The 23,327-nt window shown below is 55.3% G+C and carries 26 protein-coding genes and 1 pseudogene; 19 read left to right on the forward strand and 8 right to left on the reverse strand.

The genetic code is table 11. The annotated features are described in order from the left end of the window. Window positions 1–195 precede the first annotated feature (195 nt). Window positions 196–643, forward strand: a pseudogene (locus tag AC4LF3_RS21385) (RHS repeat domain-containing protein); the annotation flags it as partial. Between the two features lie 102 nt (window positions 644–745). Here AC4LF3_RS21385 and AC4LF3_RS21390 read toward each other — a convergent pair. The 3 genes from AC4LF3_RS21390 to AC4LF3_RS21400 all read right to left on the reverse strand — a co-directional run bounded on the left by AC4LF3_RS21390 (window position 746) and on the right by AC4LF3_RS21400 (window position 3,350). Further along, the gene (locus AC4LF3_RS21390; RefSeq protein ID WP_491836686.1) at window positions 746–1,669 is read right to left on the reverse strand and encodes an NADP-dependent oxidoreductase; all 924 of its coding nucleotides are present in this window, start codon (window positions 1,667–1,669) and stop codon (window positions 746–748) included. Between the two features lie 60 nt (window positions 1,670–1,729). Then, on the reverse strand, window positions 1,730–2,167 hold the full coding sequence (locus tag AC4LF3_RS21395; RefSeq protein WP_074828227.1) for a DoxX family protein: 438 nt from the start codon (window positions 2,165–2,167) through the stop codon (window positions 1,730–1,732). Window positions 2,168–2,429: 262 nt separating this feature from the next. Beyond that, window positions 2,430–3,350 carry a pirin family protein gene (locus AC4LF3_RS21400; RefSeq protein WP_074828230.1) on the reverse strand — a complete coding sequence of 307 codons (921 nt, stop codon included), beginning with the start codon at window positions 3,348–3,350 and terminating at the stop codon, window positions 2,430–2,432. Window positions 3,351–3,495: 145 nt separating this feature from the next. On the opposite strand from AC4LF3_RS21400, the gene AC4LF3_RS21405 reads away from it, so the two are divergent. The 8 genes from AC4LF3_RS21405 to budC all read left to right on the forward strand — a co-directional run bounded on the left by AC4LF3_RS21405 (window position 3,496) and on the right by budC (window position 9,645). Continuing rightward, the gene (locus AC4LF3_RS21405) at window positions 3,496–4,404 is read left to right on the forward strand and encodes a LysR family transcriptional regulator (protein ID WP_074828233.1); all 909 of its coding nucleotides are present in this window, start codon (window positions 3,496–3,498) and stop codon (window positions 4,402–4,404) included. A gap of 122 nt (window positions 4,405–4,526) precedes the next feature. Further along, complete coding sequence (gene wrbA, locus AC4LF3_RS21410; RefSeq protein WP_188866789.1) at window positions 4,527–5,126, forward strand: NAD(P)H:quinone oxidoreductase; 600 nt, start codon at window positions 4,527–4,529, stop codon at window positions 5,124–5,126. Between the two features lie 43 nt (window positions 5,127–5,169). Continuing rightward, window positions 5,170–5,601 (forward strand): nuclear transport factor 2 family protein, encoded by a 432-nt coding sequence (locus tag AC4LF3_RS21415; RefSeq protein WP_491836687.1) that lies wholly within the window; start codon window positions 5,170–5,172, stop codon window positions 5,599–5,601. Between the two features lie 69 nt (window positions 5,602–5,670). After that, window positions 5,671–6,576, forward strand: a complete 906-nt coding sequence (locus AC4LF3_RS21420) for a LysR family transcriptional regulator (protein WP_491836688.1) — start codon at window positions 5,671–5,673, stop codon at window positions 6,574–6,576. Between the two features lie 262 nt (window positions 6,577–6,838). Beyond that, window positions 6,839–7,597: an SDR family NAD(P)-dependent oxidoreductase gene (locus AC4LF3_RS21425; protein WP_491836689.1), complete on the forward strand. Its 759-nt coding sequence runs from the start codon at window positions 6,839–6,841 to the stop codon at window positions 7,595–7,597. Window positions 7,598–7,661: 64 nt separating this feature from the next. Then, window positions 7,662–7,967 (forward strand): putative quinol monooxygenase, encoded by a 306-nt coding sequence (locus AC4LF3_RS21430; protein WP_197871615.1) that lies wholly within the window; start codon window positions 7,662–7,664, stop codon window positions 7,965–7,967. A 30-nt stretch (window positions 7,968–7,997) separates the two neighbouring features. Next, window positions 7,998–8,837 carry an oxidoreductase gene (locus AC4LF3_RS21435; RefSeq protein WP_491836690.1) on the forward strand — a complete coding sequence of 280 codons (840 nt, stop codon included), beginning with the start codon at window positions 7,998–8,000 and terminating at the stop codon, window positions 8,835–8,837. A gap of 40 nt (window positions 8,838–8,877) precedes the next feature. Further along, a complete protein-coding gene (gene budC / locus AC4LF3_RS21440; RefSeq protein WP_491836691.1) occupies window positions 8,878–9,645 on the forward strand; it encodes a meso-2,3-butanediol dehydrogenase in 768 nt (255 codons plus the stop codon). A 129-nt stretch (window positions 9,646–9,774) separates the two neighbouring features. On the opposite strand, the gene AC4LF3_RS21445 is transcribed toward budC, so the two are convergent. Further along, entirely contained in the window at window positions 9,775–10,662 is an 888-nt protein-coding gene (locus tag AC4LF3_RS21445) for an AraC family transcriptional regulator (RefSeq protein WP_491836692.1), read from the reverse strand. 281 nt (window positions 10,663–10,943) lie between these two features. Here AC4LF3_RS21445 and mdcA point away from each other — a divergent pair, with 281 nt between their 5' ends. From mdcA to madM, 9 genes are read left to right on the forward strand one after another with little or no spacing between them, the layout of a single operon-like run. Further along, window positions 10,944–12,614: a malonate decarboxylase subunit alpha gene (gene mdcA / locus AC4LF3_RS21450; RefSeq protein WP_491836852.1), complete on the forward strand. Its 1,671-nt coding sequence runs from the start codon at window positions 10,944–10,946 to the stop codon at window positions 12,612–12,614. Further along, window positions 12,614–13,498 carry a triphosphoribosyl-dephospho-CoA synthase gene (locus tag AC4LF3_RS21455; RefSeq protein WP_491836693.1) on the forward strand — a complete coding sequence of 295 codons (885 nt, stop codon included), beginning with the start codon at window positions 12,614–12,616 and terminating at the stop codon, window positions 13,496–13,498. The genes mdcA and AC4LF3_RS21455 overlap by 1 nt, the downstream gene beginning before the upstream one ends. After that, a complete protein-coding gene (locus AC4LF3_RS21460; protein ID WP_010798977.1) occupies window positions 13,486–13,800 on the forward strand; it encodes a malonate decarboxylase subunit delta in 315 nt (104 codons plus the stop codon). Before AC4LF3_RS21455 ends, AC4LF3_RS21460 begins: the two co-directional genes overlap by 13 nt. Then, window positions 13,793–14,656: a biotin-independent malonate decarboxylase subunit beta gene (locus tag AC4LF3_RS21465; protein WP_491836694.1), complete on the forward strand. Its 864-nt coding sequence runs from the start codon at window positions 13,793–13,795 to the stop codon at window positions 14,654–14,656. Before AC4LF3_RS21460 ends, AC4LF3_RS21465 begins: the two co-directional genes overlap by 8 nt. Next, complete coding sequence (gene mdcE, locus AC4LF3_RS21470; RefSeq protein WP_491836695.1) at window positions 14,653–15,453, forward strand: biotin-independent malonate decarboxylase subunit gamma; 801 nt, start codon at window positions 14,653–14,655, stop codon at window positions 15,451–15,453. The genes AC4LF3_RS21465 and mdcE overlap by 4 nt, the downstream gene beginning before the upstream one ends. Window positions 15,454–15,476: 23 nt before the next feature. Further along, window positions 15,477–16,103 (forward strand): malonate decarboxylase holo-ACP synthase, encoded by a 627-nt coding sequence (locus AC4LF3_RS21475; protein WP_286787986.1) that lies wholly within the window; start codon window positions 15,477–15,479, stop codon window positions 16,101–16,103. Further along, window positions 16,100–17,035, forward strand: coding sequence for a malonate decarboxylase subunit epsilon (gene mdcH / locus AC4LF3_RS21480; RefSeq protein WP_491836696.1), 936 nt, complete (start codon window positions 16,100–16,102; stop codon window positions 17,033–17,035). Before AC4LF3_RS21475 ends, mdcH begins: the two co-directional genes overlap by 4 nt. A 60-nt stretch (window positions 17,036–17,095) precedes the next feature. After that, entirely contained in the window at window positions 17,096–17,497 is a 402-nt protein-coding gene (gene madL / locus AC4LF3_RS21485) for a malonate transporter subunit MadL (RefSeq protein WP_010798972.1), read from the forward strand. Between the two features lie 8 nt (window positions 17,498–17,505). Next, on the forward strand, window positions 17,506–18,270 hold the full coding sequence (madM, locus tag AC4LF3_RS21490; RefSeq protein WP_026003682.1) for a malonate transporter subunit MadM: 765 nt from the start codon (window positions 17,506–17,508) through the stop codon (window positions 18,268–18,270). Window positions 18,271–18,285: 15 nt separating this feature from the next. Here the strand turns inward: madM and AC4LF3_RS21495 are convergent, their stop codons facing one another. After that, a complete protein-coding gene (locus AC4LF3_RS21495; RefSeq protein ID WP_312270646.1) occupies window positions 18,286–19,209 on the reverse strand; it encodes a LysR family transcriptional regulator in 924 nt (307 codons plus the stop codon). A gap of 84 nt (window positions 19,210–19,293) precedes the next feature. Next, window positions 19,294–20,655 carry an aryl-sulfate sulfotransferase gene (locus AC4LF3_RS21500; RefSeq protein ID WP_491836697.1) on the reverse strand — a complete coding sequence of 454 codons (1,362 nt, stop codon included), beginning with the start codon at window positions 20,653–20,655 and terminating at the stop codon, window positions 19,294–19,296. Window positions 20,656–20,881: 226 nt separating this feature from the next. On the opposite strand from AC4LF3_RS21500, the gene AC4LF3_RS21505 reads away from it, so the two are divergent. Further along, a complete protein-coding gene (locus AC4LF3_RS21505) occupies window positions 20,882–21,184 on the forward strand; it encodes a DUF1883 domain-containing protein (RefSeq protein ID WP_010798968.1) in 303 nt (100 codons plus the stop codon). A 96-nt stretch (window positions 21,185–21,280) separates the two neighbouring features. Here AC4LF3_RS21505 and AC4LF3_RS21510 read toward each other — a convergent pair whose 3' ends face one another. Then, complete coding sequence (locus tag AC4LF3_RS21510; RefSeq protein WP_010798967.1) at window positions 21,281–21,775, reverse strand: hypothetical protein; 495 nt, start codon at window positions 21,773–21,775, stop codon at window positions 21,281–21,283. 401 nt (window positions 21,776–22,176) lie between these two features. Further along, window positions 22,177–23,046, reverse strand: coding sequence for an alpha/beta fold hydrolase (locus AC4LF3_RS21515; RefSeq protein ID WP_491836698.1), 870 nt, complete (start codon window positions 23,044–23,046; stop codon window positions 22,177–22,179). Window positions 23,047–23,327 lie beyond the last annotated feature (281 nt).

Here is a 23,327-nt window from a genome sequence, read left to right on the forward strand (position 1 = left end):
AAATGAATTATATGCTACAAAAGGTATTTTATTTGAAAAAATCGATTAGAGATTTTTCCCTCATGCTTTATTATATCCGTATAATAAAATTAATATTAACTGGTCATTAATAGTACAAACTCTCTCCTGAGCGGACTTCCTCGCGCCGAAAGAAATAGAGCAGTCAGCGGGCGGCACAGCTATTAGCGCTTCATTTACGACTGCTTGGGCCACCGCGTTACTAAGTACGTCTTAACAGAGGACAAAACCGAAACGACCCGCTTCCTCTGGCAAGGCCTGCGCATGCTGCAGGAGCAAAAAAGCGGATCTGTACAGCCTGTATATCTACGAGCAAGGCAGCTACGCCCCACTCGCTCGGTTAGATACTGATCCGAGCCAGCCTGATCAAAAGCCTAAGCGCTACTATTTTCATACTGGCCAGATCGGTACGCCGCTTGAGGTCACGGACGATAGCGGACGAATGGTATGGCGCGCCTACTACAGGGCCTGGGGAGCATTGGAGGCCCTAACGCCGAGAGAGATCGAGCAGAACCTGAGGTTTCAGGGGCAGTACTACGACGCCGAAACGGGTCTGCACTACAACACGTTTCGTTATTACGATCCGGTGGTGGGACTCTCTACAGTGCAAGACCCCATAGGGCTGCTGGACAGGGCAATAATAAATTTTCAAAAATCGGCCGAAACTAATGACCGATTCTAGAGAACCGGCCATTAAGTATTCATCCGCTTAACATTTAGAATCTTGCTATTCCCGAGCATCCAGCACAATCTTGCCTCGCGTATGGCCTGCCAGGCTTCTCTGTAGCGCATCAGCTGCCTTGGACAAGGGCATGGTTTCTACTTCGACCTTAAGTGCTCCCCGGTTAAATAAGTCGACAATCTGTGCTAGTTGCTTGCCATCTGAACGGGTAGCGAAGCGTTTACCTGTTGCTCCTATGCTACGAGCAGCTTCTTCACTCGGCGCGCTGACGGGTGACACCAGCACACCGCCCTTTTTTAACACTGACCAGGAGCGGGCTTGAGTTTCGCCGCCTACAAGGTCGATTACGATATCTACATCCGAAACAACTTTCTCAAAGGCTTCATGGCGGTAATCAATGAGTTGCGTAGCGCCTAGTGCATGTAGGTAATCATGATTATGGGCAGATGCCGTCGCGATGACTTCAGCGCCAGCTATACGAGCCAACTGTACGGCCATGCTGCCAACCCCGCCCGCCGCTCCCTGGATCAGGACACGTTGGCCTGCCTTAATGGCGGCATGCTCATGCAAGGCTTGCCAAGCCGTCAAGGCTGCCGCCGGCACGCCGCTTGCCTCTAGCAATGAAAGGTTGTTGGGCTTTAAGACCAAACGGTCGGCATCCGCTACGGCCTGGGTGGCGTACCCACCTGTAATACCGATGAAGCCAAAAACCTCGTCGCCCAGGCTGAATGTGTCTACGCCCTCACCTAATGCGATAACCGTTCCTGCGACTTCAACCCCTGGCGTATAGGGTAACGGTAAGGGGATAAACTGCTTCATGGCACCGGAGAGGACTTTCCAGTCGATTGGATTTATTCCGCTGCCGGCCACCTGGATCAATACTTGTCCTTTACCCGGCGTCAGATCAGCTACTTCTTCAAGGCGGAGTACGTCGGGGTTCCCATATTGCTGTGCACGTATGGCTTTCATGATGATTTCTCTAGCGAAGGGTTTGCAAGTTATGCCAGGCCGCTAGCCTGGCATCTGCTATCAGCTACGACGGGCGTCCAGGCTGTACTGGCCAGCCCCAAGAACCACTACTTGAAGAAGCCCACCGGCCATGGCGATATTCTTGAAGAAATGAATGAACTGATTTTGATCAGCCAGATTGCTATGGAAGGCCAGTGCGGTCACTACGCTAAACAAGGCCAGGAACGCAGCCACCGCTCGTGTCTGATAACCGAGGACCAACGCTATACCGCCTACCACCTCAACCAACACGGCAACTCCGAGGGCAATGGCAGGAAACGGCAAACCGACCGACTCGATATAACCCATGATCATGGCGGGCGCAGTAATTTTGGAAATGCCTGAAAGAATGAAGATCGTACTGATCAGTATCCGGCCCAGCAATGCAGTTGTAGCTGCTGAAGCATTGGAAGCGGCTGTATGCGGAGCAGTTTGAACAAGGTTGGCTGACTGTGACATGAGTAGATCCTCATTTAGGACGCATCACCATGATGTGTCTCGATGGGGAGAAGTCTGCCTGTGGTTTGCTATTCGCAATAGCCGACTAATTTAGACCATTAGATTCGATTTAATCGAACATAACCTATAGGCCTAACTCTCCTGAGCTTCAAGGTGTGAAGCTCAGGAGATAGCGGCGGCTAGTAGTCTCTGGGTAGGTGCAGAAAAGACAATGCCCGCTCCGAATAGCATCCGGGCGGGCATCAGGATAACGCGATGATGTTTACACAGTGGCTTTTAAACTGATTCGTGTTTCCGGTAACGGGATGAACTCATGCTCTCCAGGTACGCCTGGAAAACGCTGTAAACGCCAGTCTTCGGCAGCCTGCTCGATGCGCTCACGGCGGCTCGATACAAAATTCCAGAAGATATGTCTCTTTTCAGGAAGCGGCTCCCCTCCCAGCAAGATCAACCGAGTCAGTCCCGTTGCACTTAGTACAATCTCGGTTTCTGGTTTGAAGACAACCAGCTGGTCCCGACCGAAGCGGCCATCCTGCCCACTCACCGTAACCTCACCGCTTACGACGTAGATGGCCCTTTCGACATGTTCTTTATGGATGCGATAGCGCGCCCCGGCCTCCAGTACCACGTTGGCATAGAACAGATCAGAAAACGTGCGTGTAGGTGCCTGTTTATCATGCAACGCGCCAGCTAGTACCCTGACGGTAACCCCCTCGTCCTCTATTACAGGAATCTCTGCTGCACTGACATGTTGAAAGCCTGGGTCGGCTTCTTCATGGGCAACCGGTAGCGCTAGCCATGACTGAAAGCCAAATACCGTACCACCTGCTTGCCGGGCTGACTCGGTGCTGCGCTCGGAGTGAACAATTCCTTTACCTGCCGTCATCAGGTTGATTTCGCCCGGCCGTATGGTCTGGACATAGTGCTCGCTGTCGCGATGCAGCATCTCGCCCTCCAGCAGGTAAGTCATGGTCGACAAACCAATATGCGGATGGGGCCGTGTATCAAGCCCCTCGCCTGCCTTGAAAACGGTTGGCCCAAAGCTGTCCAGAAAAATGAAGGGGCCTACGGTACGTCGCTGTGCAGAAGGTAAGGCGCGGCGTACTTTAAAGCCATCACCCAAATCTCTTACGGTTGGCAGGATGAGATGCTCAATAGCGGATGCAGAATTCGATAACGTCATGGTTGCGGGCCTCGCAGGGCATAGGTGCAATCGGCGAATTGCAGGCAAAAGACTTCACTCGGAAGTGACTACCAGGCCAGACTAAAACAGATGGGCGTTCAGCAAAATCCAGATAATATGCATTAAAACGTTCGAGGAATTCGAAATGATGTCTGATCCCGGTACGCCTACGCTGGACCAGTTGCGTGTCTTTCTTACCGTTGTCGAGGTGGGGAGTTTTGCCGGGGCTGCTCGTAAGCTACACCGGGCTACGTCTGTTATCAGCTATACCATTGCTAACCTTGAGATGCAGTTGGGCGTGACTCTTTTTGATCGCAAAACTACTCGTAAACCTCAGCTGACAGACGCGGGGCGAACAGTATTAGCCGAAGCGCGCATGGTATATAGCGGCATCAACGGACTGCGTGCCAAAGTAAAGGGGCTCCTGCAAGGTCTTGAAGCTGAGATCCATCTGGTGCTGGATGTCATGTTGCCCAGTGCGCGGGTAGTGGATGCCTTGAAGGTATTTCGAGAAACCTTTCCCACGGTTTCCCTCCATCTTCATATAGAAGCATTAGGCGCCGTCACGCAACGGGTACTGAATCGAGGCGCTGCGTTGGGTGTCAGCGGTCCTTTGATTACTAACCTTGACGGTCTGGAGCGGATTGCAGTGGGCAGCGTTGATTTAGTGCCGGTTGCAGCACCCAGCCATCCGTTGGCCTCAGCCAGCGCCAACGCTCCTGGCGCTACCCGTGAGCATGTGCAATTGGTCCTGACGGACCGCTCCACACTGACCGAGGGACAGGAATACGCGGTTATGAGCGCCCGCACCTGGCGTCTGGCTGACCTTGGTTCCAAACACATGCTACTCAAGGAAGGTATTGGCTGGGGAAATATGCCGCAGCCCATGGTAGAGAGTGATATTACCGAAAATAGGCTGGTATTACTGGATTTGCCAGATTGTCCTGGTGGCACGTACGACTTTACCGTGATTTATCGTACAGATTCACCGCCTGGCCCAGCTGCCACATGGTTGATAGATCGCTTCAAGGCACAGGCCGCACAAAACCTTTGATCGCTACCGTTCGATTTTATCGAACGAAGCGGTCGATATTAGCTGGCTATTTTCGAATCTTGAGCCATGCGAAAGTTTCTCCACTGCGGCACTGGCCGCTTATTTCACTCAGGAGACATCACATGGCTAAGGTTCTGGTTCTGTATTACTCCTCTTACGGTCATATCGAGACCATGGCTGAAGCTGTAGCAGAAGGCGCGCGGGCGGCAGGGGCTGACGTAGATATCAAACGTGTCCCTGAAACGGTACCGGAAGAGATCGCTAGGAGTGCCCATTTCAAGCTTGGCCAAACAGCACCGGTAGCGACCATTGCCGATCTTGAGCATTACGATGCGATCATTGTGGGCACAGGAACCCGCTTTGGCCGGATGAGCAGCCAGATGGCCGCATTTCTGGATCAGGCAGGCGGCTTATGGGCACGCGGTGTATTGAATGGCAAAGTGGGCGGTGCCTTTACGGCCTCTGCTACACAGCATGGCGGCCAGGAAACGACCCTTTTCTCGATCATCACCAATTTATTGCACTTTGGCATGACGATTGTGGGGCTGCCTTACAGCCATCAAGGGCAGATGAGTGTAACGGAAGTGGTAGGCGGTGCGCCTTATGGGGCTACCACCATTACAGCTGGGGACGGCTCACGCCTGCCTAGCGCAACAGAACTTGAGGGCGCGCGCCACCAGGGCGAGCTGACGGCAAAAACAGCTATCAAGTTGTTCGGCTAATAATTTCTCTTATTACCTGCACACCACAACTCAGGAGACCGCAATGCGCACTGCAACCGAACTGCTGCAACAACACTTCGACACATTCGTAGCCAATCAGCCCCAATGGCAAACCTTGATTGCGGATAATCTTTTATGGGAGCTTCCCTTTGCCCCGTCACTAGGGCATCCCGCACAACTGGCGGGGCGTGAGGCAGTCCTGCATCATGTAGGCTGGTTTGTGGGCGCCGTGGAACAGTTTCGCTTTTATGATCTTAGGATCCATGCGTCCAATAACCCTGATGAGGCCAGTGCCGAAGTAAGGGCGGAAGGCATTATTACGGCAACAGGTAGGACGTATCGTCAGGACTATGTGCTGTTCGTTCGCGTGAAGGATGGAAAGATTGCGTTCATTCGTGAATATTTTGATCCGGTCAAAGCCGCACTTGCACTTGAGGCCCCTATACCGGGCTTTGAGGCGATCAGCTCTGTTTGAAGGCGCTCGCGCTCATGCAGAATCGGCACGCTGCGCGTTTCAGACAGACGAGTACACAGGATGCTTACCATGCGTGGTCAGAATTATGCGGAACTCCAGGCATTCGTGGCGATTGCTGAACGTGGCAGTTTCGTTCGGGCTGCTGAAGAGTTGCAGGTATCCCCTTCTGCACTTAGCCAGACGATACGTAGTTTGGAAGAGCGCATGGGGGTGCGCCTCTTCAATCGCACGACACGCAGCGTAAGTCTGACCATTGCCGGCGAGCACCTGCTTGAGCGGCTTAGACCGGCATTGCAGGAGGTGGCCAACGCGGTAGAGCACGCGTGCTTGTTTGGCGAAAGGTCTGCCGGCCGCTTGCGTATTCATGCGTTACGGCTAGCCTCGCGTGTATTCCTCGAACCTATCTTCCAACCTTTCTCCGAGGCCTATCCCGAGATAGAGCTGGATGTCGTGCTGGACGATCGACCCGTGGACATCGTCGCAGAGGGATTCGATGCTACCTTGCGCCTGGGCGAGCTGATCGAGCAGGACATGGTGGGGATCAAGCTGGGGCCAGAACTCCGGCAGATTCCAGCCGCCTCGCCGAGTTATCTTGAGCGGTACGGGTATCCGGAAACGCCGTATGACCTGGAAAATCACCGCTGTATCAACTGGCGCTGGCCGGGCCAGATTCATCCTTATCGCTGGGAGTTCAAGCGTGATACTGAGTGGTTCGCGATAGCCGTCAAAGGTCCGCTCATTGTCAACGATCAGCGTGTTGCCATTGAGGCTGCCGTCAATGGTGTAGGCATCGCCTTCTGGTTGGAAGACCAGATGGAGCCCTTTATCCAAGCTGGAACATTGGTCCCGCTACTGCAGGAATGGTGCGCGCCGTTTGATGGTTTTTATCTGAGCTACCCTCGTCAGCGTCAACAGCTGGCCTCGCTACGGGCATTTATCGATTTTCTGAAAAAAGACTCCGCGCGCAGGCGTTGACGAGCCAACACATATAATTCGCGGCCAGTAAAGCCCTTATCAGCATTTGGATTTAGCTAACCGACACTAACACTTGTTATGTCTGCCGTAGAAGTGGCCGTCCTCTGCGGCCCTTTCATTCCTACCCCATCTACCTCTCGATTATTTAGCCCTCCTTCATAAGGCATGAAGAAACGAGGCGATTATCATGCCGGGCAAACTCGATATCGTGATCTCGACTTCAACCACAGCCGCTTGCGGCGTTTGATACTTGAGGAGAGACATGATGACTACAACTCCCGTACAAGAGCTTGAAGGTAAAGTCGCCATCGTCACCGGTGCAGCGGGTGGAATCGGCGAAGCTGTAGCCACACTGTTTGCTGAGCGTGGCGCATTTGTTGTTGCCGAGGACATCAAGCCATCCGTTGTCGAGCTTGAACAAAAATCAGAGCGCATCGCTGCGCTGGTCGGTGATGTAGCGGAAGAAGCAACTGCGCAACACGCCGTTGCCCTTGCCATGGAGCGCTTTGGCAAGGTTGATATTCTGGTCAATAACGCTGCGATTATCCTCAACATAAACGTTACCGATATGTCCGTCGAGCAGTGGGACAAGGTCATGAACGTCAACGCACGCGGCATGTTCCTGCATGCTCGTGAGGCGATGCGCGTCATGATCGATAACAAGCGCGGCGCCATCGTCAATGTAGGCTCCTATGCCTGTCAGGTAGCGTTTCCTACCATTGGCGCCTATGCCGCGTCTAAAGGTGCGGCTGCTCAGCTCACCAAGGTTCTCGCGCTTGAAGGCGCGCCGCATAACATTCGCGCGAATGTCGTCGCGCCTGGCGATGTTGAAACCGGCATTCTGGATGACATCATGCCCGACGGTCGCGCCTTCCTGCGTGAGCATGCCACTAACGCCCCGATTGGCCGTGTTGCCCAGCCGAGAGAAATCGCTGAAGTAATTGCCTTTGTGGCCTCCGATCGCGCCAGCTTCATGACCGGCTCGGTTGTCATGGCAGACGGTGGCTACACCACCGTTTGAGTCCTTTCGTACTCCTGCTGCTCTATCAGGGCAGCAGACCCCGGATGACTACGGAGACCTCCCTATGTCTCAGTTTACTAATATCGCTTTCATTCGCGCCCGGTCGGGTAAGACAGAGGTGCTGGGCCAGCAGCTGATGTCATTAATAGCACCCTCACGCAATGAACCGGGTTGCCTCGCCTATACGGTTCATCAAGGTCGCGACGAGCCGAACGAGTGGTTTATCCACGAGGTCTGGCGCTCTCCAGAAGACCTCGCCGCTCACCTTGAGCGGCCTTATGTAAAGGCCTTTCTGGCGCAGCTCCCAGCACTTATGGACGGTGAGATTGACATGCGGGCTTTTCAGTTGATCGATCTGGAGCCTGCATAACCCCGTTATCAACATGACAGGAGAGATCCTATGAATCAGACAGCACACTCCCCCGTATGGTTTGTAACAGGCTGCTCCACTGGGTTTGGCCGTCACATTGCGGAATACGTACTGGCGCAGGGTTACCGCGTAGTGGTAACGGCACGCAAGCCCGAGCAGTTAAAGGACCTTCAGAATAAAGGTGAGGCGCTGGTACTGCCGCTGGATGTTACAGACCCGCGTCAGGCAAAGATCGCCATCGAGTCAGCCGAAGCTGCTTTCGGCGCTGTAGATGTGCTGGTGAATAATGCCGGCGTTGGGTATTTCGCTTCAGTGGAGGAAAGCGACCTCAACCAGGTACGCCAGATGATGGATGTTAACTTTTATGGTGTTGCGAATATGCTTCAAGCCGTTTTGCCTGGTATGCGCCAACGGCGGCAGGGCATCATCGTCAATCTGACCTCCATCGGCGGGCTCTGCGGCTTTCCTGCGGTAGGGTACTACTGCGCCAGCAAATTCGCCGTTGAGGGATTATCAGAAACACTCCGCCAGGAAGTGGCGCCGTTAGGCATTCATGTCATGACGGTAGAGCCCAGTGCGTTTCGTACGGAGTGGGCAGGGTCAGCGCATGAAACGCCGCACACCCATGAAGACTATGCACCGACAGCCGGTGCAGCTATCGAAGCCTATCACCAGTCGATTGGCAGGCAACCTGGCGATCCCGCCCGAGCCGCCGCAGCCATTTTTAAAGCAGTTGAAAGCCAGGAAAAACCGGCACGCCTACTGCTGGGCAATAGCGCATTCGAGTGCGCCTTAGGCAAGTTAGATGAACTTGCGCGAGATTTTGGAGACTGGGAAGCCGTTTCGCGCGGTGCCGACTATCCCGGCTGATAGATGACCTTTTGTTTGTTCACCTTGCGAGGAATGAACCATGAATCGATTTGACAAAAAAGTCATTGTTATTACAGGCGGAGGCTCTGGCATCGGCGAAGCAGCGGCCCGCCGCTTTCTTTTAGAGGGCGCTTCGGTTGTTCTCTCTGGACGAAACGCTGAACGCCTTGAAGCAGTAGCCGATGGATTTTCTTCTGACCGGGTAATGACCGAGGTGGCAGATGTGTCGCAACGCGAAGCGTGCGACCGGCTGGTCGATCATACTGTTGAACGGTTTGGTCAGTTAGACGCAGTTATTAATGCGGCAGGTATGAATATGGTCGGCAGCATCAGCGAAACCAGTGATTATCATTGGCGAGCCTGTATGGGTACGGATCTGGATAGCGTGTTTTATATCAGCCGTCGTGCAGTGCCACATCTGGCTCGCGCAAAGGGAGTCATAATCAATGTTGGGTCAGTTTCTTCACTGGGTGGCGGCTGGTCGCACGCTGCTTATTGTGCAGCCAAAGCAGCCGTAGCCAACCTGACACGCTCCATCGCCTGTGATTATGGCAAATATGGAGTCCGGGCTAACACGATATGTCCCGGTCTTACCCTTACCGGCATGGTAGAAAAGATCATGGATGACGAGGCCTTGCTTGAAAAGGCGTGGGAGCGTATTCCCTTACGCCGTGCAGCGAAACCGGAAGAAATTGCCGCCGCCATTGCCTTCCTGGTCAGCGAAGAGGCCGCTTACATTACAGGCGTAACGCTACCTGTGGATGGAGGACAAACCGCCACCGATGGTGGGCCTGAATGGGGCAAGTAAGCACTATTAAAAAGGCATCATGTTCTGAAGTCACTAGCTTCCTTCAGAGCATGATGCCGAAATGTTTAACTGGCTTTCCAGGCCCAAAAGTCCCTAGTCGGGATAGCATCATATTGATACCAAACCAGATTATGCCTTTCGCCTGAATTGCCCAATGTGCTTGGCCGGCGATACACCAAAAAAGCGGCTGTATTCCCGGCTGAACTGCGAGGGGCTCTCATAGCCCACTCTGTAACAGGTGCTGGTCACATCCAGACCTTCGGACATCATCAGCCGATGCGCCTCGTTCAAGCGTAACTGCTTCTGATACTGCAAGGGACTCATGGCGGTAACCGCCTTGAAACGATGGTGAAACGCAGATGTACTGAGGTTTACGTGCTTGGCTAAGGCATCAATACTGAGCGGCTCGCAAAAGTGGTTATTCAACCAATCAATCGCACGCGCCACCCGCTGGGCCTGGCTATCCCCAAACGCCACTTCATACAGACGATGCCCGTGCTTACCTTTAAGCAATCGATAGTAGACTTCCTTTATCGCCATGGGCGCAAGCATAGGAATGTCATCTGGAGACTCCAGCAACCGCAACAGGCGCAGCATGGTGTCCAGAATGGACGGATCAATCTGGTCCAGAAACAACCCGCGCTCCGCCGGGCGATCAGGGACGCCGATCGGGCTGGCATCTGAAACCAGCTGAGCGATTTCGCAAGGGTCGAGATCGAGACGAAGACACAGATACGGTTTATCGCTGGTCGCTTCGATCACCTTGCCTGCCAGCGGCAGGGTAACGGAAACCACCAAGTAGTGAAGCGGATCATAGCGGTAGCATTCTTCCGCCAGCTGAACTTCTTTTGCTCCTTGCACAATGATGCAAAGACCTGGCTTATGAACAGTATGGATGGTTTGTGTCGGCTGATCGCTACGAATCAGATGCAGTGGCTGAATGGCAGTTGGATGAACACCAAAGTCAGGAGCAAAGCGCTCAACGATACGGGCCAGCTCAACGCGACGGGACGTCATAGAGTCCAACGCTTCAGCGTACTCGCTTGCAAGGCTCGTTATCTTGCGGTTCTCCTGCGCAGTAGCCAGTCAGGGATTTAGCCGAAATCAGGTATGTATGTTTTAGCAGCCTGGGCATCGCGAAGAAAGTCATCACTGCTCAGCGTTCGGTAGGGGCACCACCACCACATGGCTCACGCCTCAAATCGTTACGCTCAGGTTAACGATCTGACGGTGAGGTTGATTGAAGGTCCGCCTGAGGAGGTCTAGCGTGAGACCACGACAGCGGACTTCGTGGAGTCATCATGACAATAACCTCTCCTCCACCTCAATGGTCGCGGCGGCGCACCGAAAAGCAGCGGCGAGTTGCCCAGGCAGGTGCCTATGCCGAAGGCGCGGTCATCCGAACCGATCGGATCGTTGAAGCCCTTGAAGCGCTGATTGCTCCCGGTGATCGCGTGGTGCTGGAAGGCAATAATCAGAAACAGGCTGACTTTCTGTCTCGCTCATTGGTAAAGGCCGATCCTGGCAAGCTCCATGATCTGCACATGATCATGCCAAGCGTAGGGCGCGCCGAACACCTGGATCTGTTTGAGCGCGGTATCGCCCATAAACTGGACTTCTCCTTTGCCGGCACACAGAGTCTGCGTATCAGTCAGCTGCTCGAAGACGGACTGTTGGAAGTTGGCGCTATCCATACCTATATCGAGCTCTACTCACGGCTGTTGGTGGACTTGATTCCCAACGTTGTGTTGTCCGCTGGCTTCAAAGCAGATCGCCACGGGAATATTTATACCGGCGCCAGCACCGAGGACACACCCGCCCTTATCGAAGCAGGTGCCTTTAGCGATGGGATCGTCATCGTCCAGGTCAACGAACTGGTGGACGACACAAGTGAGCTGCCCCGCGTGGATATCCCTGCCTCGTGGGTTGACTTTGTAGTGGTGGCAGACAAGCCCTTTTACATAGAACCTTTGTTTACCCGAGACCCTCGCCATATCAAGCCCGTCCATGTGCTCATGGCAATGATGGCAATCCGTGGGATCTACGAGAAGCATAACGTGCAATCGCTCAATCACGGGATTGGCTTCAATACGGCTGCGATTGAACTGATCCTGCCTACATACGGTGAACGCCTGGGCCTCAAGGGTAAGATCTGTCGTAACTGGACGCTCAATCCGCATCCCACGCTTATTCCAGCGATTGAAAGTGGCTGGGTGGAAAGCGTGCATTGCTTCGGCACCGAACTGGGCATGGAAAACTACATCGCAGCCCGACCGGACGTGTTTTTCACCGGACGTGACGGCTCCATGCGCTCTAATCGAATGATGTGCCAGCTGGCAGGGCAATACGCCGTTGACCTGTTCATTGGCGCAACGCTACAAGTGGATGGCGATGGAAATTCATCCACCGTAACACGTGGGCGCCTGGCTGGGTTTGGAGGCGCACCCAACATGGGACATGATCCTCATGGCCGTCGCCACGGCACACCCGCATGGCTCGATATGCGGGTGGAAGAAGGTCCGACCGCCATGCTTGAGCGTGGCCGTAAGCTGGTGGTGCAGATGGTCGAGACCTTCCAGGAGGGTGGCAAACCCACGTTCGTCGATACGCTCGATGCCGTCGATGTTGCCAAAAAAAGCGGCATGCCGCTGGCACCGGTGATGATCTACGGTGACGACGTTACTCACCTGTTGACGGAGGAAGGTATTGCCTACCTCTACAAGGCCCGCTCTCAAGAGGAGCGTCGGGCATTGATTGCAGCGGTTGCGGGCGTGACTGATATCGGTTTACGCCACGATCCTAAACGAACCGAGCAGATGCGCCGTGACGGCCTGCTGGCTCTGCCGGAAGACTTGGGTATTCGCCGTACCGACGCTACACGTGAACTCCTGGCAGCCAAGAGTATTGCCGATCTTGTCGAGTGGTCAGGCGGCCTCTACAACCCTCCAGCCAAATTCAGGAGTTGGTAATGCGTGCCTTGATCGCGGTACCCCTTCCTTCTTCTATCGCCGGGCAGCTGGCGGATCTGGCTGTGCACGTCCTTATCGACGAGGCAGACCTCTCGCCCAAGCCCGGTCTGGTTGATCGACGCAGCAATGGTGCCCATACAGACCTGAACCTGGGGTTGATGCACAGCTCGGCCTATGCATTGCGGCAAACCTTTCAAGACATGGCGGAAGCCGCCAGTGCTGCGAAGGACTTGGACCAGTCCTTGCGCGAGACGCTGGGTCAGCTGGGCCGCAAGGGCGAAAGTGTCATGCTGGAAACCACTGGTGGAGTCAATACGCACCGTGGCGCGATCTGGGCCCTGGGCCTGCTGACTGCTGCTGCGGCATTTAAGCCGGAACACTGTTCTCCTGCGGACGTGGCTCACCGCGCTGCTCTGCTGGCGCGGCTGCCTGATCGGTTTGCGCCTGAGGTACAGAACAGTCATGGTCTCAGAGCCTGCGCCCGATACGGTCTTCCCGGCGCCCGTGAACAGGCGCAAGCGGGCTTTCCCGCTGTGGTAGGGCACGGTTTGCCACAGCTGTTGAAAAGCCGGGCGAAAGGCGCCGGAGAGCAGAATGCGCGGCTGGATGCCCTTATCGCCATCATGGTCGTTTTACCGGATACCTGCGTCCTGCATCGGGCGGGCCTTGAGGGCTTGGATGCACTTCAACAAGGCGCGCAGGTAGTCCTCGCACAAGGTGGCAGCGCAACCCTGGCTGGGAGACGCGCGTTGCGCCAGCTGGACGACGCGTTACTACGCCTGAATGCGTCCCCCGGTGGCGCGGCCGATCTGCTGGCCGCCACACTGTTTCTTGATCGCCTGGAATTCCGCCTGCAGAGGAGCGCTATCTCATGGAAACCTTAACGTTTGAATTTCCGGCCGGCCAGCCCTCTCAGGGTAAAGCCCTAGTGGGCTGTGTTGGCTCGGGAGACCTAGAGGTGCTGCTGGAGCCCGGTGAGGCTGGCACGCTCACGTTGAATGTCGTGACATCGGTAAATGGCAGTGCGGCACGTTGGCAAAACCTGTTCGAGCGGATGTTTCGTGAGCAGACGCCACCGGCGTTAAATATCGAAATCCACGACTTTGGCGCTACGCCCGGCGTCGTGCGCTTGCGTCTTGAGCAGGGCTTGGAAGAACTACAGCTGGAAGGAGCGCGCCATGACTGATACCGCACGCCTACTCCAACCTCGCAGTTTCATTGAATTAGGTGCCCGGCAGCGGGCTCGCGCCCTGCTTGATCAGGGCAGCTTCCGCGAATTGATCGGCCCGTTTGAACGCATGATGTCGCCTTGGTTACCCAAGCAGGGCATCGTGACGCAAGCGGATGATGGCGTAGTCATTGCCAAGGGTACGATTGACGGCCAGCCTGCTGTGATTGCAGCCATTGAAGGCGCTTTCCAGGGTGGAAGCATGGGTGAAGTGGGCGGAGCCAAGATTGCCGGCGCTCTGGAGCTGGCGGCTGAAGACAACCGTAACGGTATCCCAACCCGCGCCGTGCTTTTGCTGGAGACCGGTGGCGTACGTCTGCAGGAAGCCAACCTGGGACTGGCCGCTATTGCTGAAATCCAGGCGGCTATCGTCGATCTCCGAGAGTATCAACCGGTCGTGGCCGTTATCGCCGGCCCCGTTGGTTGTTTTGGTGGTATGTCCATCGCTGCCGGACTGTGCAGCTATCTGATCGTGACGCAAGAGGCACGGCTGGGCCTTAATGGTCCTCAAGTCATCGAGCAGGAAGCGGGAATCGAAGAATATGACTCTCGGGATCGCCCCTTCATCTGGAGCCTGACCGGGGGTGAGCAGCGCCACGGGACGGGTCTTGTCGACGCCTATGTGCCCGATGATACCGAGACGATTCATGCGCAGATTCGTACTTGTTTTAGACAAGGTAAGCCTGCGCTCGAGCGTAGCCGGCGGTACGCCTGGTTTCTTGACCGCCTCGGCCGTCTTGAACCCAAACAACCCATCGATGCGGTAACCGTCCGCAACCTATATGCCGCGGGCGATGAAGGAGGTGTGAAATGAACCTCTCTACACGTGGACTGATCTGGTTCAACGCACTTTCACCTAATGCGAAACCCTTTGAGGGTTTGCCCGCCTCGCTAAAGGTCTGCGATACAACACTAGGTAGCTTACCGGCTCGCGTGATTGCAGTGGTCCCTGATGAGCAAAACCCCTTTCCCCGCGCTCGCCGAGGTGAGGTGGGGTTGCTCGAAGGCTGGGGCCTGGGCCGGATCATTGATGAAGTTATAGAGGCCGATTGCGATCACGTCACCAAACGCGCACTGGTCGCCATCATTGACGTACCAAGCCAGGCGTATGGCCGCCGTGAGGAAGCACTGGGTATCCACCAGGCCCTAGCAGGTGCAGTGGATGCGTATGCACGCGCTCGGCTCGCAGGTCATCCGGTGGTGGGTCTGATTGTGGGCAAGGCAATGTCCGGTGCGTTTCTTGCCCATGGCTATCAGGCCAACCGCCTTATTGCGCTGCGCGATCCCGGTGTTGAGGTGCATGCAATGGGCAAAGCATCAGCAGCACGCATCACCCTGCGCAGCGTCGACGAGCTGGAAGCGTTGGCGGCAAATATTCCTCCCATGGCATACGACCTCGATAACTATGCCTCGCTGGGCCTTTTGTGGGAGACGCTATCGGTCGAGCGCATCGAACGTCCTACCGAAGGCGATATCAACCGGGTAAGCGAATGCCTGCAACAGGCCGTGGCCGATATTGCGGCAGGATCGCATGATCTGCGTGGCCGCCTGGAAGCCCTAAACCGCAGTGCATCACGACAGGTGCGGGAAAAGCTGCTGGAGCAATGGTAACTCTAATTGATTATGGAGGCTTTATGAAGCCAGCCCCTCGCCCACATGATCTGCTCTGGGGATTTACCCCGGAGCAGCTGCCTACCACAGCACCGCAATGGGCCTTCGCGGCAGTCGCGGGTGGGGAGCCAGTCGTTGTTCGTCGAGCCGAGGGCAAACCCGGCGTTGTGGCCATAGGTATACGCGGCCGTGGGCGCGAAGAGCGTTTCGGCACCTGGATGGCTTTGGACCATGTCGTTCGTAGCCGGTCACCCGAACAACTGGTTGCGGCCGTCAGCAGTCACCCGATTGATCTACCTGCCATGACAGCCCTGGTATGGGCCAAACCTTGCCTGGATGCTACCGGTCTCGTCTGGGGGGTGACCGGCAGTGCGGGTTTCCAGCTTGCGACGGGTATCCGCACGTTACACGCTGAAAGCGATCTCGATCTGCTCATACGTGCACCCGCACCTCTTTCTCGGTCACAAGCATTAGCCCTGCTGAATAAGCTGGACAAGGCACCGTGCCGCCTGGACATTCAACTGGAAACCCCCCAGGGAGGCGTTGCCTTGCGTGAGTGGGCGCAGTCAAGCAGCCGTGTCCTGCTCAAGCGAGCCAGTGGAGCCTGTCTGGTCACTGATCCCTGGCACTTGGCGGAGATCGCTGCGTGAGCAGCCTTTTCCTGTTCCCCGGCCAAGGCGCGCAGCAGCCAGGCATGCTACACGCGCTGCCAGACGAGCCGGTTGTGCGAGACGCCTTGCAGGAAGCTGAAGCCATCCTCAACGTGTCGCTAGACATGCTGGATACCGCTGAGGCCTTGCAATCGACACATGCCGTTCAGCTCTGCTTGTTGATTGCAGGCGTTGCCAGTGCACGTCTGTTGTTGGAACAGGCCCCTGCCCCGGACTATGTCGCCGGCCTTTCCATTGGCGCCTACCCAGCCGCCGTGACAGCAAACGCGCTCGACTATACCGATGCGTTAAGGCTGGTGGATCTGCGCGGCAAGCTGATGCAAGAGGCGTTTCCCAACGGGTATGGAATGCTGGCGATGCTGGGGCTACAACGTCATGAGGCTGAATACCTGATAGAGGCTACCTCGACTACCAATGCGCCTGTTTTCCTGGCCAACAGCAATGCCGAACAACAGTTCATCGCGTCCGGTTCGAACGTTGCGCTGGCAGCCCTGGCCGAGAAGGTTCGCTCAGGCGGTACCGGCGTTACACGCCGCCTGGCCGTCAGCGTACCCTCCCATTGCGCTTTATTGACCGAGCCGGCCAATCGGCTCGCCGCCGCCTTCCAGCCGATAACCTTGCGTCGTCCCCAGATACGCTACCTGAGTGGTAGCTCTGCCCGGCTCATCATGGACCCAGCGCGGCTTGCCGATGATTTGGCCTTTAATATGTCCCGCACCGTGGAATGGCATGCGACCTTGCAGAATGCTCAGGAACGCGGCGTTCGCCTGACCGTTGAGTTGGTGCCCGGTACGGTGCTGACCACGCTTGCCAAACGCGTCATCAACCCCGGAACTGCGGTGGCGTTTCAAGGTACACGGACCGACACCATTACTGCGCTGCTGCGCGAGGAGGCCAATCGCGACCGATAGAGAGATCGCCTAGCGTTTCGAAGCACAAGAACAAGAACTTCGACCCAGAGGACAATAACAATGATTATCTACGGTGTGGCTCTACTCTCCATCTGCACGCTGACCGGCATCTTTATCGGTGAAGTGCTCGGCAAACTAATCGGTGTCCCTGCAAACGTGGGCGGTGTTGGCATCGCCATGCTGATGCTCATCTTTCTAAGTAGCTGGATCGGCAAGCACGGCAAGTTTCATCCCAAGACCGAACAAGGCGTAGAGTTCTGGAGCGCGATCTACATTCCCATCGTCGTGGCCATGGCGGCCCAGCAAAATGTGGCTGGTGCACTCAAGGGCGGCCCGGCGGCTATTCTTGCCGGCTTTCTAGCCATTGCCATCGCGTTTGCCCTGGTGCCAGTACTGAACAAAGTGGGCCGAAAAAAAACGGTAGCACCTGCCCTTGATCAGCTGGCCAGCGTACAACGGTGACTGACATGATTATTGAATCACTGACCAAGGTCACCCAGGCGTACGGCATGATCAGCGCCTTTGCCCTGATAGGCGTTACCATGTGGGTTTCTTATTGGCTCAGCGCCAAGCTGACCAAGGGCCGCCTGCACGGCTCCGCCATTGCAATCTTTTTTGGATTGCTCTTGGCTTATATCGGCGGGGTCACGACGGGCGGCCAGAAGGGATTGGTAGATATTCCGCTGCTTTCCGGTCTGGGCATACTGGGCGGCGCTATGCTCAGGGATTTTGCCATTGCCGCCACCGCCTTTGGCGTTAACGTGGACGAGCTCAAGGAGGCAGGTCTTGCTGGCGTGCTGTCACTGTTTGTAGGAGTAGGCACGTCGTTCATTGCAGGGGTTGCCGTGGCGCTTGCCTTTGGCTACACCGACGCCGTAAGCCTGACCACAATTGGCGCTGGTGCCGTCACTTATATCGTTGGCCCTGTCACCGGAGCCGCGATTGGTGCCAGCTCGGAAGTCATGGCGCTCTCCATTGCGGCAGGCCTGGTCAAGGCCATCGTGGCCATGGTCGCGACCCCGTTTGTGGCGCGCTATATTGGCCTGGACAACCCACGCACGGCTGTCATCTTTGGTGGGCTTGTCGGAACGTCTAGCGGCGTGGCTGGGGGACTGGCTGCAACCGACCCGAAACTGGTGCCTTATGGCTGTCTGACGGCCGCGTTTTATACAGCGATCGGTTGCCTGCTTGGACCTTCGTTACTCTTTCTCGTCACACGTGCAATCTTTGGCTGAGCGTGATGCGGAGCCTTATGGCTCCGCATTCATCTTGCGTGCATACATCCGGCATTCGGCAAGAAATGCCAGCAGGTTTGGGTCACGCTCCTTGCTACGCAAGAACACTACGCCAATTCGTTGTTGCAAGCGGTACTGAGGGGCTAGCGGCACCAGACGAATGCGGTTTTCATACACCGCCTCGACCCGCCCCGGCAGTAACGCGTAGCCCACGCCCGAACTGACCATACTCATGAGCGAGAAGATATCGTTGACCTGCATGATGACCTCCGGCTCGAACCCGGCCTGGTGAAACACTTGGCGTCCATCCCTGAAGGTGGCGAAGCCTTCGGTTAACGTCACGAAAGGCACTCCATGCAGATCACGCAGATCGACCACATCCTGATGAGTGAATGGTGAGTCTGCAGGCGCGGCCAGATAAATGTCATCGCGAAAGAGTTCAACGCTCTCGCAATCGGGGTCAGCCATTCCGTCATCCAATGCGATGAGCATGGCATCCAGCTTCATGTTCTTGAGCTGGTAGGTCAGGTCGGCATTGGAGCCCAGAATCAGGTCGATATTGAGTTCGCTACGTCGAAGCTTGAGCCCCATGATCAGCTGGGGCACGGTCTTGACTGTAAGCGAGTACAACGCACCTAGGCGGAAACGGTCGGATGAGAAACCGGCTGCCAGACGCGTCAGCCGTATGGTCTCGGTCAGATCCTGCATGAGCTGTTGTGCCCGTGCTTCCAGAACGAAGGCCCCATCCAGTGGCGTGAGGTTGCGCCCTTCATGCTTGAACAGTGGGCAGCGCAGCGCACTCTCCAGCGAATGGATAGCCCGGTGGACACTGACATTGCTCGTTCCGAGCTCGGCTGCGGCCCGCCCCAGGTTGCCGCTGCGCATGAATGCCAGAAAGATCTCCAGCTTCTTCAGAGTCAGTTCTTCATCGATCGCCATGAAACGCCTTATCGTTCGTTGACAGGGATGGTCCCATTGTTTCACGTCGCAACCGGGCTACGCTGGCACTTGTTTCCTGCCAGGCTATTGCCCTGAATCCACCTCGACTTTTACGCATTGGGGTGCCATTGGATAACGCTCGCAATCAGCCGTTACGGCATTTTCCTTATGCGGAGTGCCGGATGGGGCCCAGTCGTAGTTTACCGCCTCTGCCCGGTACACGCGGTTGGTCACATAGCGATCCGTTGGGGCCGACTTGCCAGTGTACGGGCTGATATATTCCCAGACGATCTCCCCCGCGGGCGTGATCTGGAAGAGACGGCCATTCTGACCTTCATTGATAAGAGTGTTGCCGTTAGGCAGGCGGCGGGCATTACTGATAAATGCACTGAAAAAGGTCCAGGGTGCGCGGCCAGACTGTACGGCTGTATATTGCCATACGATTTTGCGGGTCACGGGATCGATCTCGAGAATACGGGACGCTGAAAAAATGCCCTTGCGTGCAGGAGGAAAACCGGCACTGCCCTGATTATCGAACAGCAGGAGGTTGCCAGCACCAGGCAAACCTTCAGGAATGAGGTGGGTGTCGTGCTGGCCTACGATCTGGTCTACAGGTCGTGGCACCGGACCGGCCAGCTTTACTTCAGGATAATCAGGCCCAAGCCGCCATACGACCTTGCCGGTCTTGCGCTCTACGATAAAGACCACATTGGCGTTGCGAGCGCTAACCATGATGTTGTCAGGCGCAAAGCGAGAATCGCTCTGCTGGTGCCAATGGTTGGCGCCAAGGGGTGCTGCCGTATTGAGATGCAGAAAATCCGGATCATCCGACTCACGAATCAGTGAGATCTGCTCGGGTGTAAATCCCAGCTCATCCAGGTGATCCGATACCCGCCATTGCCAGACCTGTTTTCCAGTTTGATCAATTTGTCGGATCAGATTATCAATCACTTGCGGCGCCGAAAAACCGGCCAACGGGGTCAGTTCACTGGTCAGCATCAAGGTATCGCCATTCGCCAGACGGCGTATGTCATGATGTTGATAGGCTGGGGCTTCACGGCTTCCCCACTGCCAGCGCACCTGTCCATCCCAGCTCACTTCCCCTACTACCTGGTTGTAGAGTCCATTCCCTGATGATGCCAGGGAAACCGGTTTGTCCAGGTTTCCCAACTGCACAAGTACGTGCCCTTTTTCTCCACCAGCCTGCTCCGGCGTCAGCGCAATCGACGGAAAGCCAGGATAACGCCACTGTTTTACCTCATTGCCATTCATGTCGATCAGGTGAGTATGCTGGTCGCTGCCATCAAACAGCACAAAGCTGCCATACGCCTTTTGGGGATCATAAAACGTCGTGCCGATTGGTACTGAGCTGGACATGGCTGATGCAGAGCCGCAAGCCAGCAGGCCAGCTAGAAGCAGAAACGATATCTTCGAGCGTATAGTCATTGAACCCTCATCCCCTTAACGTTCGCCATTAAATGGCTCGCCTGTGGATGCATTAGAGAGCAACGCAAGGGTAAGTGCACTGCACGCGCAAGGATGATCGGGAGATAGGCACCTGTGTTGAAGAGGTGAGACCGACTACTGACTCAGCACACGACCAATCACATAGGATAGCCACGCCCGGGCTATGGTATCGTTCACCTTTGAAAGACAGCGCTGTGGAGCTGCAATGAAATTCGTACACCAGCGCGAGCACCTTAACGAAGGTGATATGGTCGTTATCGACTGCTCGCAGACCTGCAATATTCGCCTCATGAACGACGCCAACTTTCGCAGTTTCAAAAACGGCGGTCGGCATACCTATCACGGCGGCGCGTTTGACCGGTTCCCCGCCAAGATCAAGGTTCCAAGCACAGGCTTCTGGAACATTACGCTTGATGTCGTGACGCGGCGCCCAATCAGCGTAACCCGCAAGCCGACGTTTACCCACTCCATTAAGATCGTCCGGAAATCCCCTTCCGATTTTCGTTAGGCAATGACCCTCCGCCTGCTCTGTAGCACGAGCAGGCGATTCGTGGGCTTTCGGGCCCGCCAGCAGGTGACTGACACTGGCTGACGTGCCCCGGGCTCAACGATCAAACAGACTTTGAAACCAGTCCCAGATACCAAAGGAAAAGTCCGGGAAAAAGTCGATATTCAGAGCTGACTTGAGAATGTAAAGGCAGAAAGTCAGCAGAATGGAGGCGACGGTGAACCAGATCAGCATCAACGAGCCTTTGACAAAGGCCTTGGCAAATAACGAAAGCTCCGATGTTCTTTTTTGCTCGTCTGCATGACCTTTGCCAGCCACCATTACAAAGTAGTAACGACTACGAAAGAATTTGAACGTAGTCCGGACATCGACCGGGTGTTTGCTCCAGGGGCGAGTACCGAAGGCCAGCTTCAATGAGGCCAGTTGCTCGGCGGTAAAGGTGTCCCGCGTCTCGGCGGGTAGCCGCTCTTTAAGTCCCCGGATAAAGGCGTCTTGATGAATGGTCTTCTGGGTATTGACTGCGTCTTCTTTGCTGACGTAATCACTTAATCCCTGAACAAATGACTCAGGTTGTACGATTGTTTCCTGCATCGCCTTAATCCTTTTAAGTTGCGTATGCCTATCCCACGCTGCATTCCAGCGACTTCTTTAACTGCCAGATTTCTTCCTTACCATGCAGGTACTACTGCTGGGCTTTACGTCGAGCCTCCTCTTGTTCAGATATGACCCTTCTCCAAGGGGATGATGAAGCGTCTTGTAACGGCACGCCTGCGTCAGCAGATGCAATACCTCGTTACGAAGATCTACTTCACGAAATAGCATCAATGTGCCATGTAGACAAATCAATGCTATTTAGTTCATGCCAGAAACTTTATTTAGCCCATGTGCAGGCAGTCACAGGCGCCATGTGCGGCACGTTTTGGAAGAAATGAGACGAGGTGCCTTTTTTCAAGGCGGTTCGCAGTCTAACCTTTCTCATGAGGTCATCAGGGCTAGCCCTTCCAAGGCTTCAGGAATTCCAGCAATAGCTCATTAACGCGCTCGGGTCTCTCCTCATGGGGTAAATGACCACACTGGTCGATGGCAACGGTCTTTAGGTCTATGGCCAGCTCTGCCCATACGGACGGCATATCGAACAACTTGCCTACTGCTTCGAAATTAGCGCCCCAGAGTGACAATGTCGGACAGCTGATTTTCACGTCCGCATCTTCATTATCCTGCGCCAGGTCTTCAGCATTAGCACGGTAATCGGCCATGGCACCTCGGACCGCACCTGGCATTTGATAAGCCCGGACATAATGGTCAAAGGCTTCGCCCGTAATCGACGTGGGGTCGTAGCACCAATCGGAAAAGAAATGTCGAAGCCATATGTCCTCCTTGCCTGAAATGAGACGTTCTGGAAGATCAGGCACCAGATGAAACATGAAGAACCAATAGTGCTTTGCAATGATTGCATTCATCTGGGTGGAAACCGTTCGTGTTGGCACATTGTCCATAACGACCAGACGTTCGAGCCGCTGTGGATGATCCTTGGCAAAGCGCGTAGCAACACGTGCACCGCGGTCATGGCCTACCAGAGCTATACGCTCTATCCCAAGACTATCCAACAGGGCACACAGGTCATTGGCCATGGTGCGCTTGTCATAGCCTGTCGACGGCTTTTCAGTCTCACCATAACCTCTTAGATCAGGCGCAATCACGCGATAGTGCTGCGCCAGCACCGGGATCTGTTGGCGCCAAGCGTAGGAAGTTTCAGGAAAGCCGTGCAACAGCACGACGGGCGCCCCGCTACCGGCATCCACATAATGCTGGAGAATGCCATTTGCACGCCTCTTGTGATGAGTGACTGCAACCTCTTGCATAGTGAACGCTCCAGCAGTGTTCAAAGGTATGACGTTAAGAACCGCTTTGCCCTGACATCGTTCCGATAGCATCGTCCACTGAATCAAAGGACGGCAGACAACCTCGGTCACCATGTTGCAAGGGTTGAAATGAGCAAACTAGACCATCGCCTGCGGCGTTACTTGTAAAGTGCCCGCCCTCACCCTAGAGCCTTCCCTCTTTGTTTTCTCCTTCAGCGGCACAAAACTCCATGCATCCAGGTGACTTATCAGTCAAAAGCAGGATACCCCTTCACCCTAAA

The organism is Pseudomonas sp. C2.3V (assembly GCF_058536325.1).

Coding starts and splice junctions, on each gene's coding strand:
- AC4LF3_RS21420 (WP_491836688.1), top strand. CDS start 5,671: ATGCGTGGTCAGAATTATGCGGAACTCCAGGCATTCGTGGCGATTGCT.
- AC4LF3_RS21455 (WP_491836693.1), top strand. CDS start 12,614: ATGCGTGCCTTGATCGCGGTACCCCTTCCTTCTTCTATCGCCGGGCAG.
- AC4LF3_RS21445 (WP_491836692.1), bottom strand. CDS start 10,662: ATGACGTCCCGTCGCGTTGAGCTGGCCCGTATCGTTGAGCGCTTTGCT.
- AC4LF3_RS21510 (WP_010798967.1), bottom strand. CDS start 21,775: ATGCAGGAAACAATCGTACAACCTGAGTCATTTGTTCAGGGATTAAGT.
- AC4LF3_RS21400 (WP_074828230.1), bottom strand. CDS start 3,350: ATGACGTTATCGAATTCTGCATCCGCTATTGAGCATCTCATCCTGCCA.
- AC4LF3_RS21430 (WP_197871615.1), top strand. CDS start 7,662: ATGTCTCAGTTTACTAATATCGCTTTCATTCGCGCCCGGTCGGGTAAG.
- AC4LF3_RS21465 (WP_491836694.1), top strand. CDS start 13,793: ATGACTGATACCGCACGCCTACTCCAACCTCGCAGTTTCATTGAATTA.
- AC4LF3_RS21425 (WP_491836689.1), top strand. CDS start 6,839: ATGATGACTACAACTCCCGTACAAGAGCTTGAAGGTAAAGTCGCCATC.
- AC4LF3_RS21475 (WP_286787986.1), top strand. CDS start 15,477: ATGAAGCCAGCCCCTCGCCCACATGATCTGCTCTGGGGATTTACCCCG.
- mdcE (WP_491836695.1), top strand. CDS start 14,653: ATGAACCTCTCTACACGTGGACTGATCTGGTTCAACGCACTTTCACCT.
- AC4LF3_RS21390 (WP_491836686.1), bottom strand. CDS start 1,669: ATGAAAGCCATACGTGCACAGCAATATGGGAACCCCGACGTACTCCGC.
- wrbA (WP_188866789.1), top strand. CDS start 4,527: ATGGCTAAGGTTCTGGTTCTGTATTACTCCTCTTACGGTCATATCGAG.
- AC4LF3_RS21495 (WP_312270646.1), bottom strand. CDS start 19,209: ATGGCGATCGATGAAGAACTGACTCTGAAGAAGCTGGAGATCTTTCTG.
- AC4LF3_RS21415 (WP_491836687.1), top strand. CDS start 5,170: ATGCGCACTGCAACCGAACTGCTGCAACAACACTTCGACACATTCGTA.
- AC4LF3_RS21435 (WP_491836690.1), top strand. CDS start 7,998: ATGAATCAGACAGCACACTCCCCCGTATGGTTTGTAACAGGCTGCTCC.
- madL (WP_010798972.1), top strand. CDS start 17,096: ATGATTATCTACGGTGTGGCTCTACTCTCCATCTGCACGCTGACCGGC.
- AC4LF3_RS21500 (WP_491836697.1), bottom strand. CDS start 20,655: ATGACTATACGCTCGAAGATATCGTTTCTGCTTCTAGCTGGCCTGCTG.
- AC4LF3_RS21505 (WP_010798968.1), top strand. CDS start 20,882: ATGAAATTCGTACACCAGCGCGAGCACCTTAACGAAGGTGATATGGTC.
- budC (WP_491836691.1), top strand. CDS start 8,878: ATGAATCGATTTGACAAAAAAGTCATTGTTATTACAGGCGGAGGCTCT.
- AC4LF3_RS21515 (WP_491836698.1), bottom strand. CDS start 23,046: ATGCAAGAGGTTGCAGTCACTCATCACAAGAGGCGTGCAAATGGCATT.
- AC4LF3_RS21460 (WP_010798977.1), top strand. CDS start 13,486: ATGGAAACCTTAACGTTTGAATTTCCGGCCGGCCAGCCCTCTCAGGGT.
- AC4LF3_RS21395 (WP_074828227.1), bottom strand. CDS start 2,167: ATGTCACAGTCAGCCAACCTTGTTCAAACTGCTCCGCATACAGCCGCT.
- AC4LF3_RS21405 (WP_074828233.1), top strand. CDS start 3,496: ATGATGTCTGATCCCGGTACGCCTACGCTGGACCAGTTGCGTGTCTTT.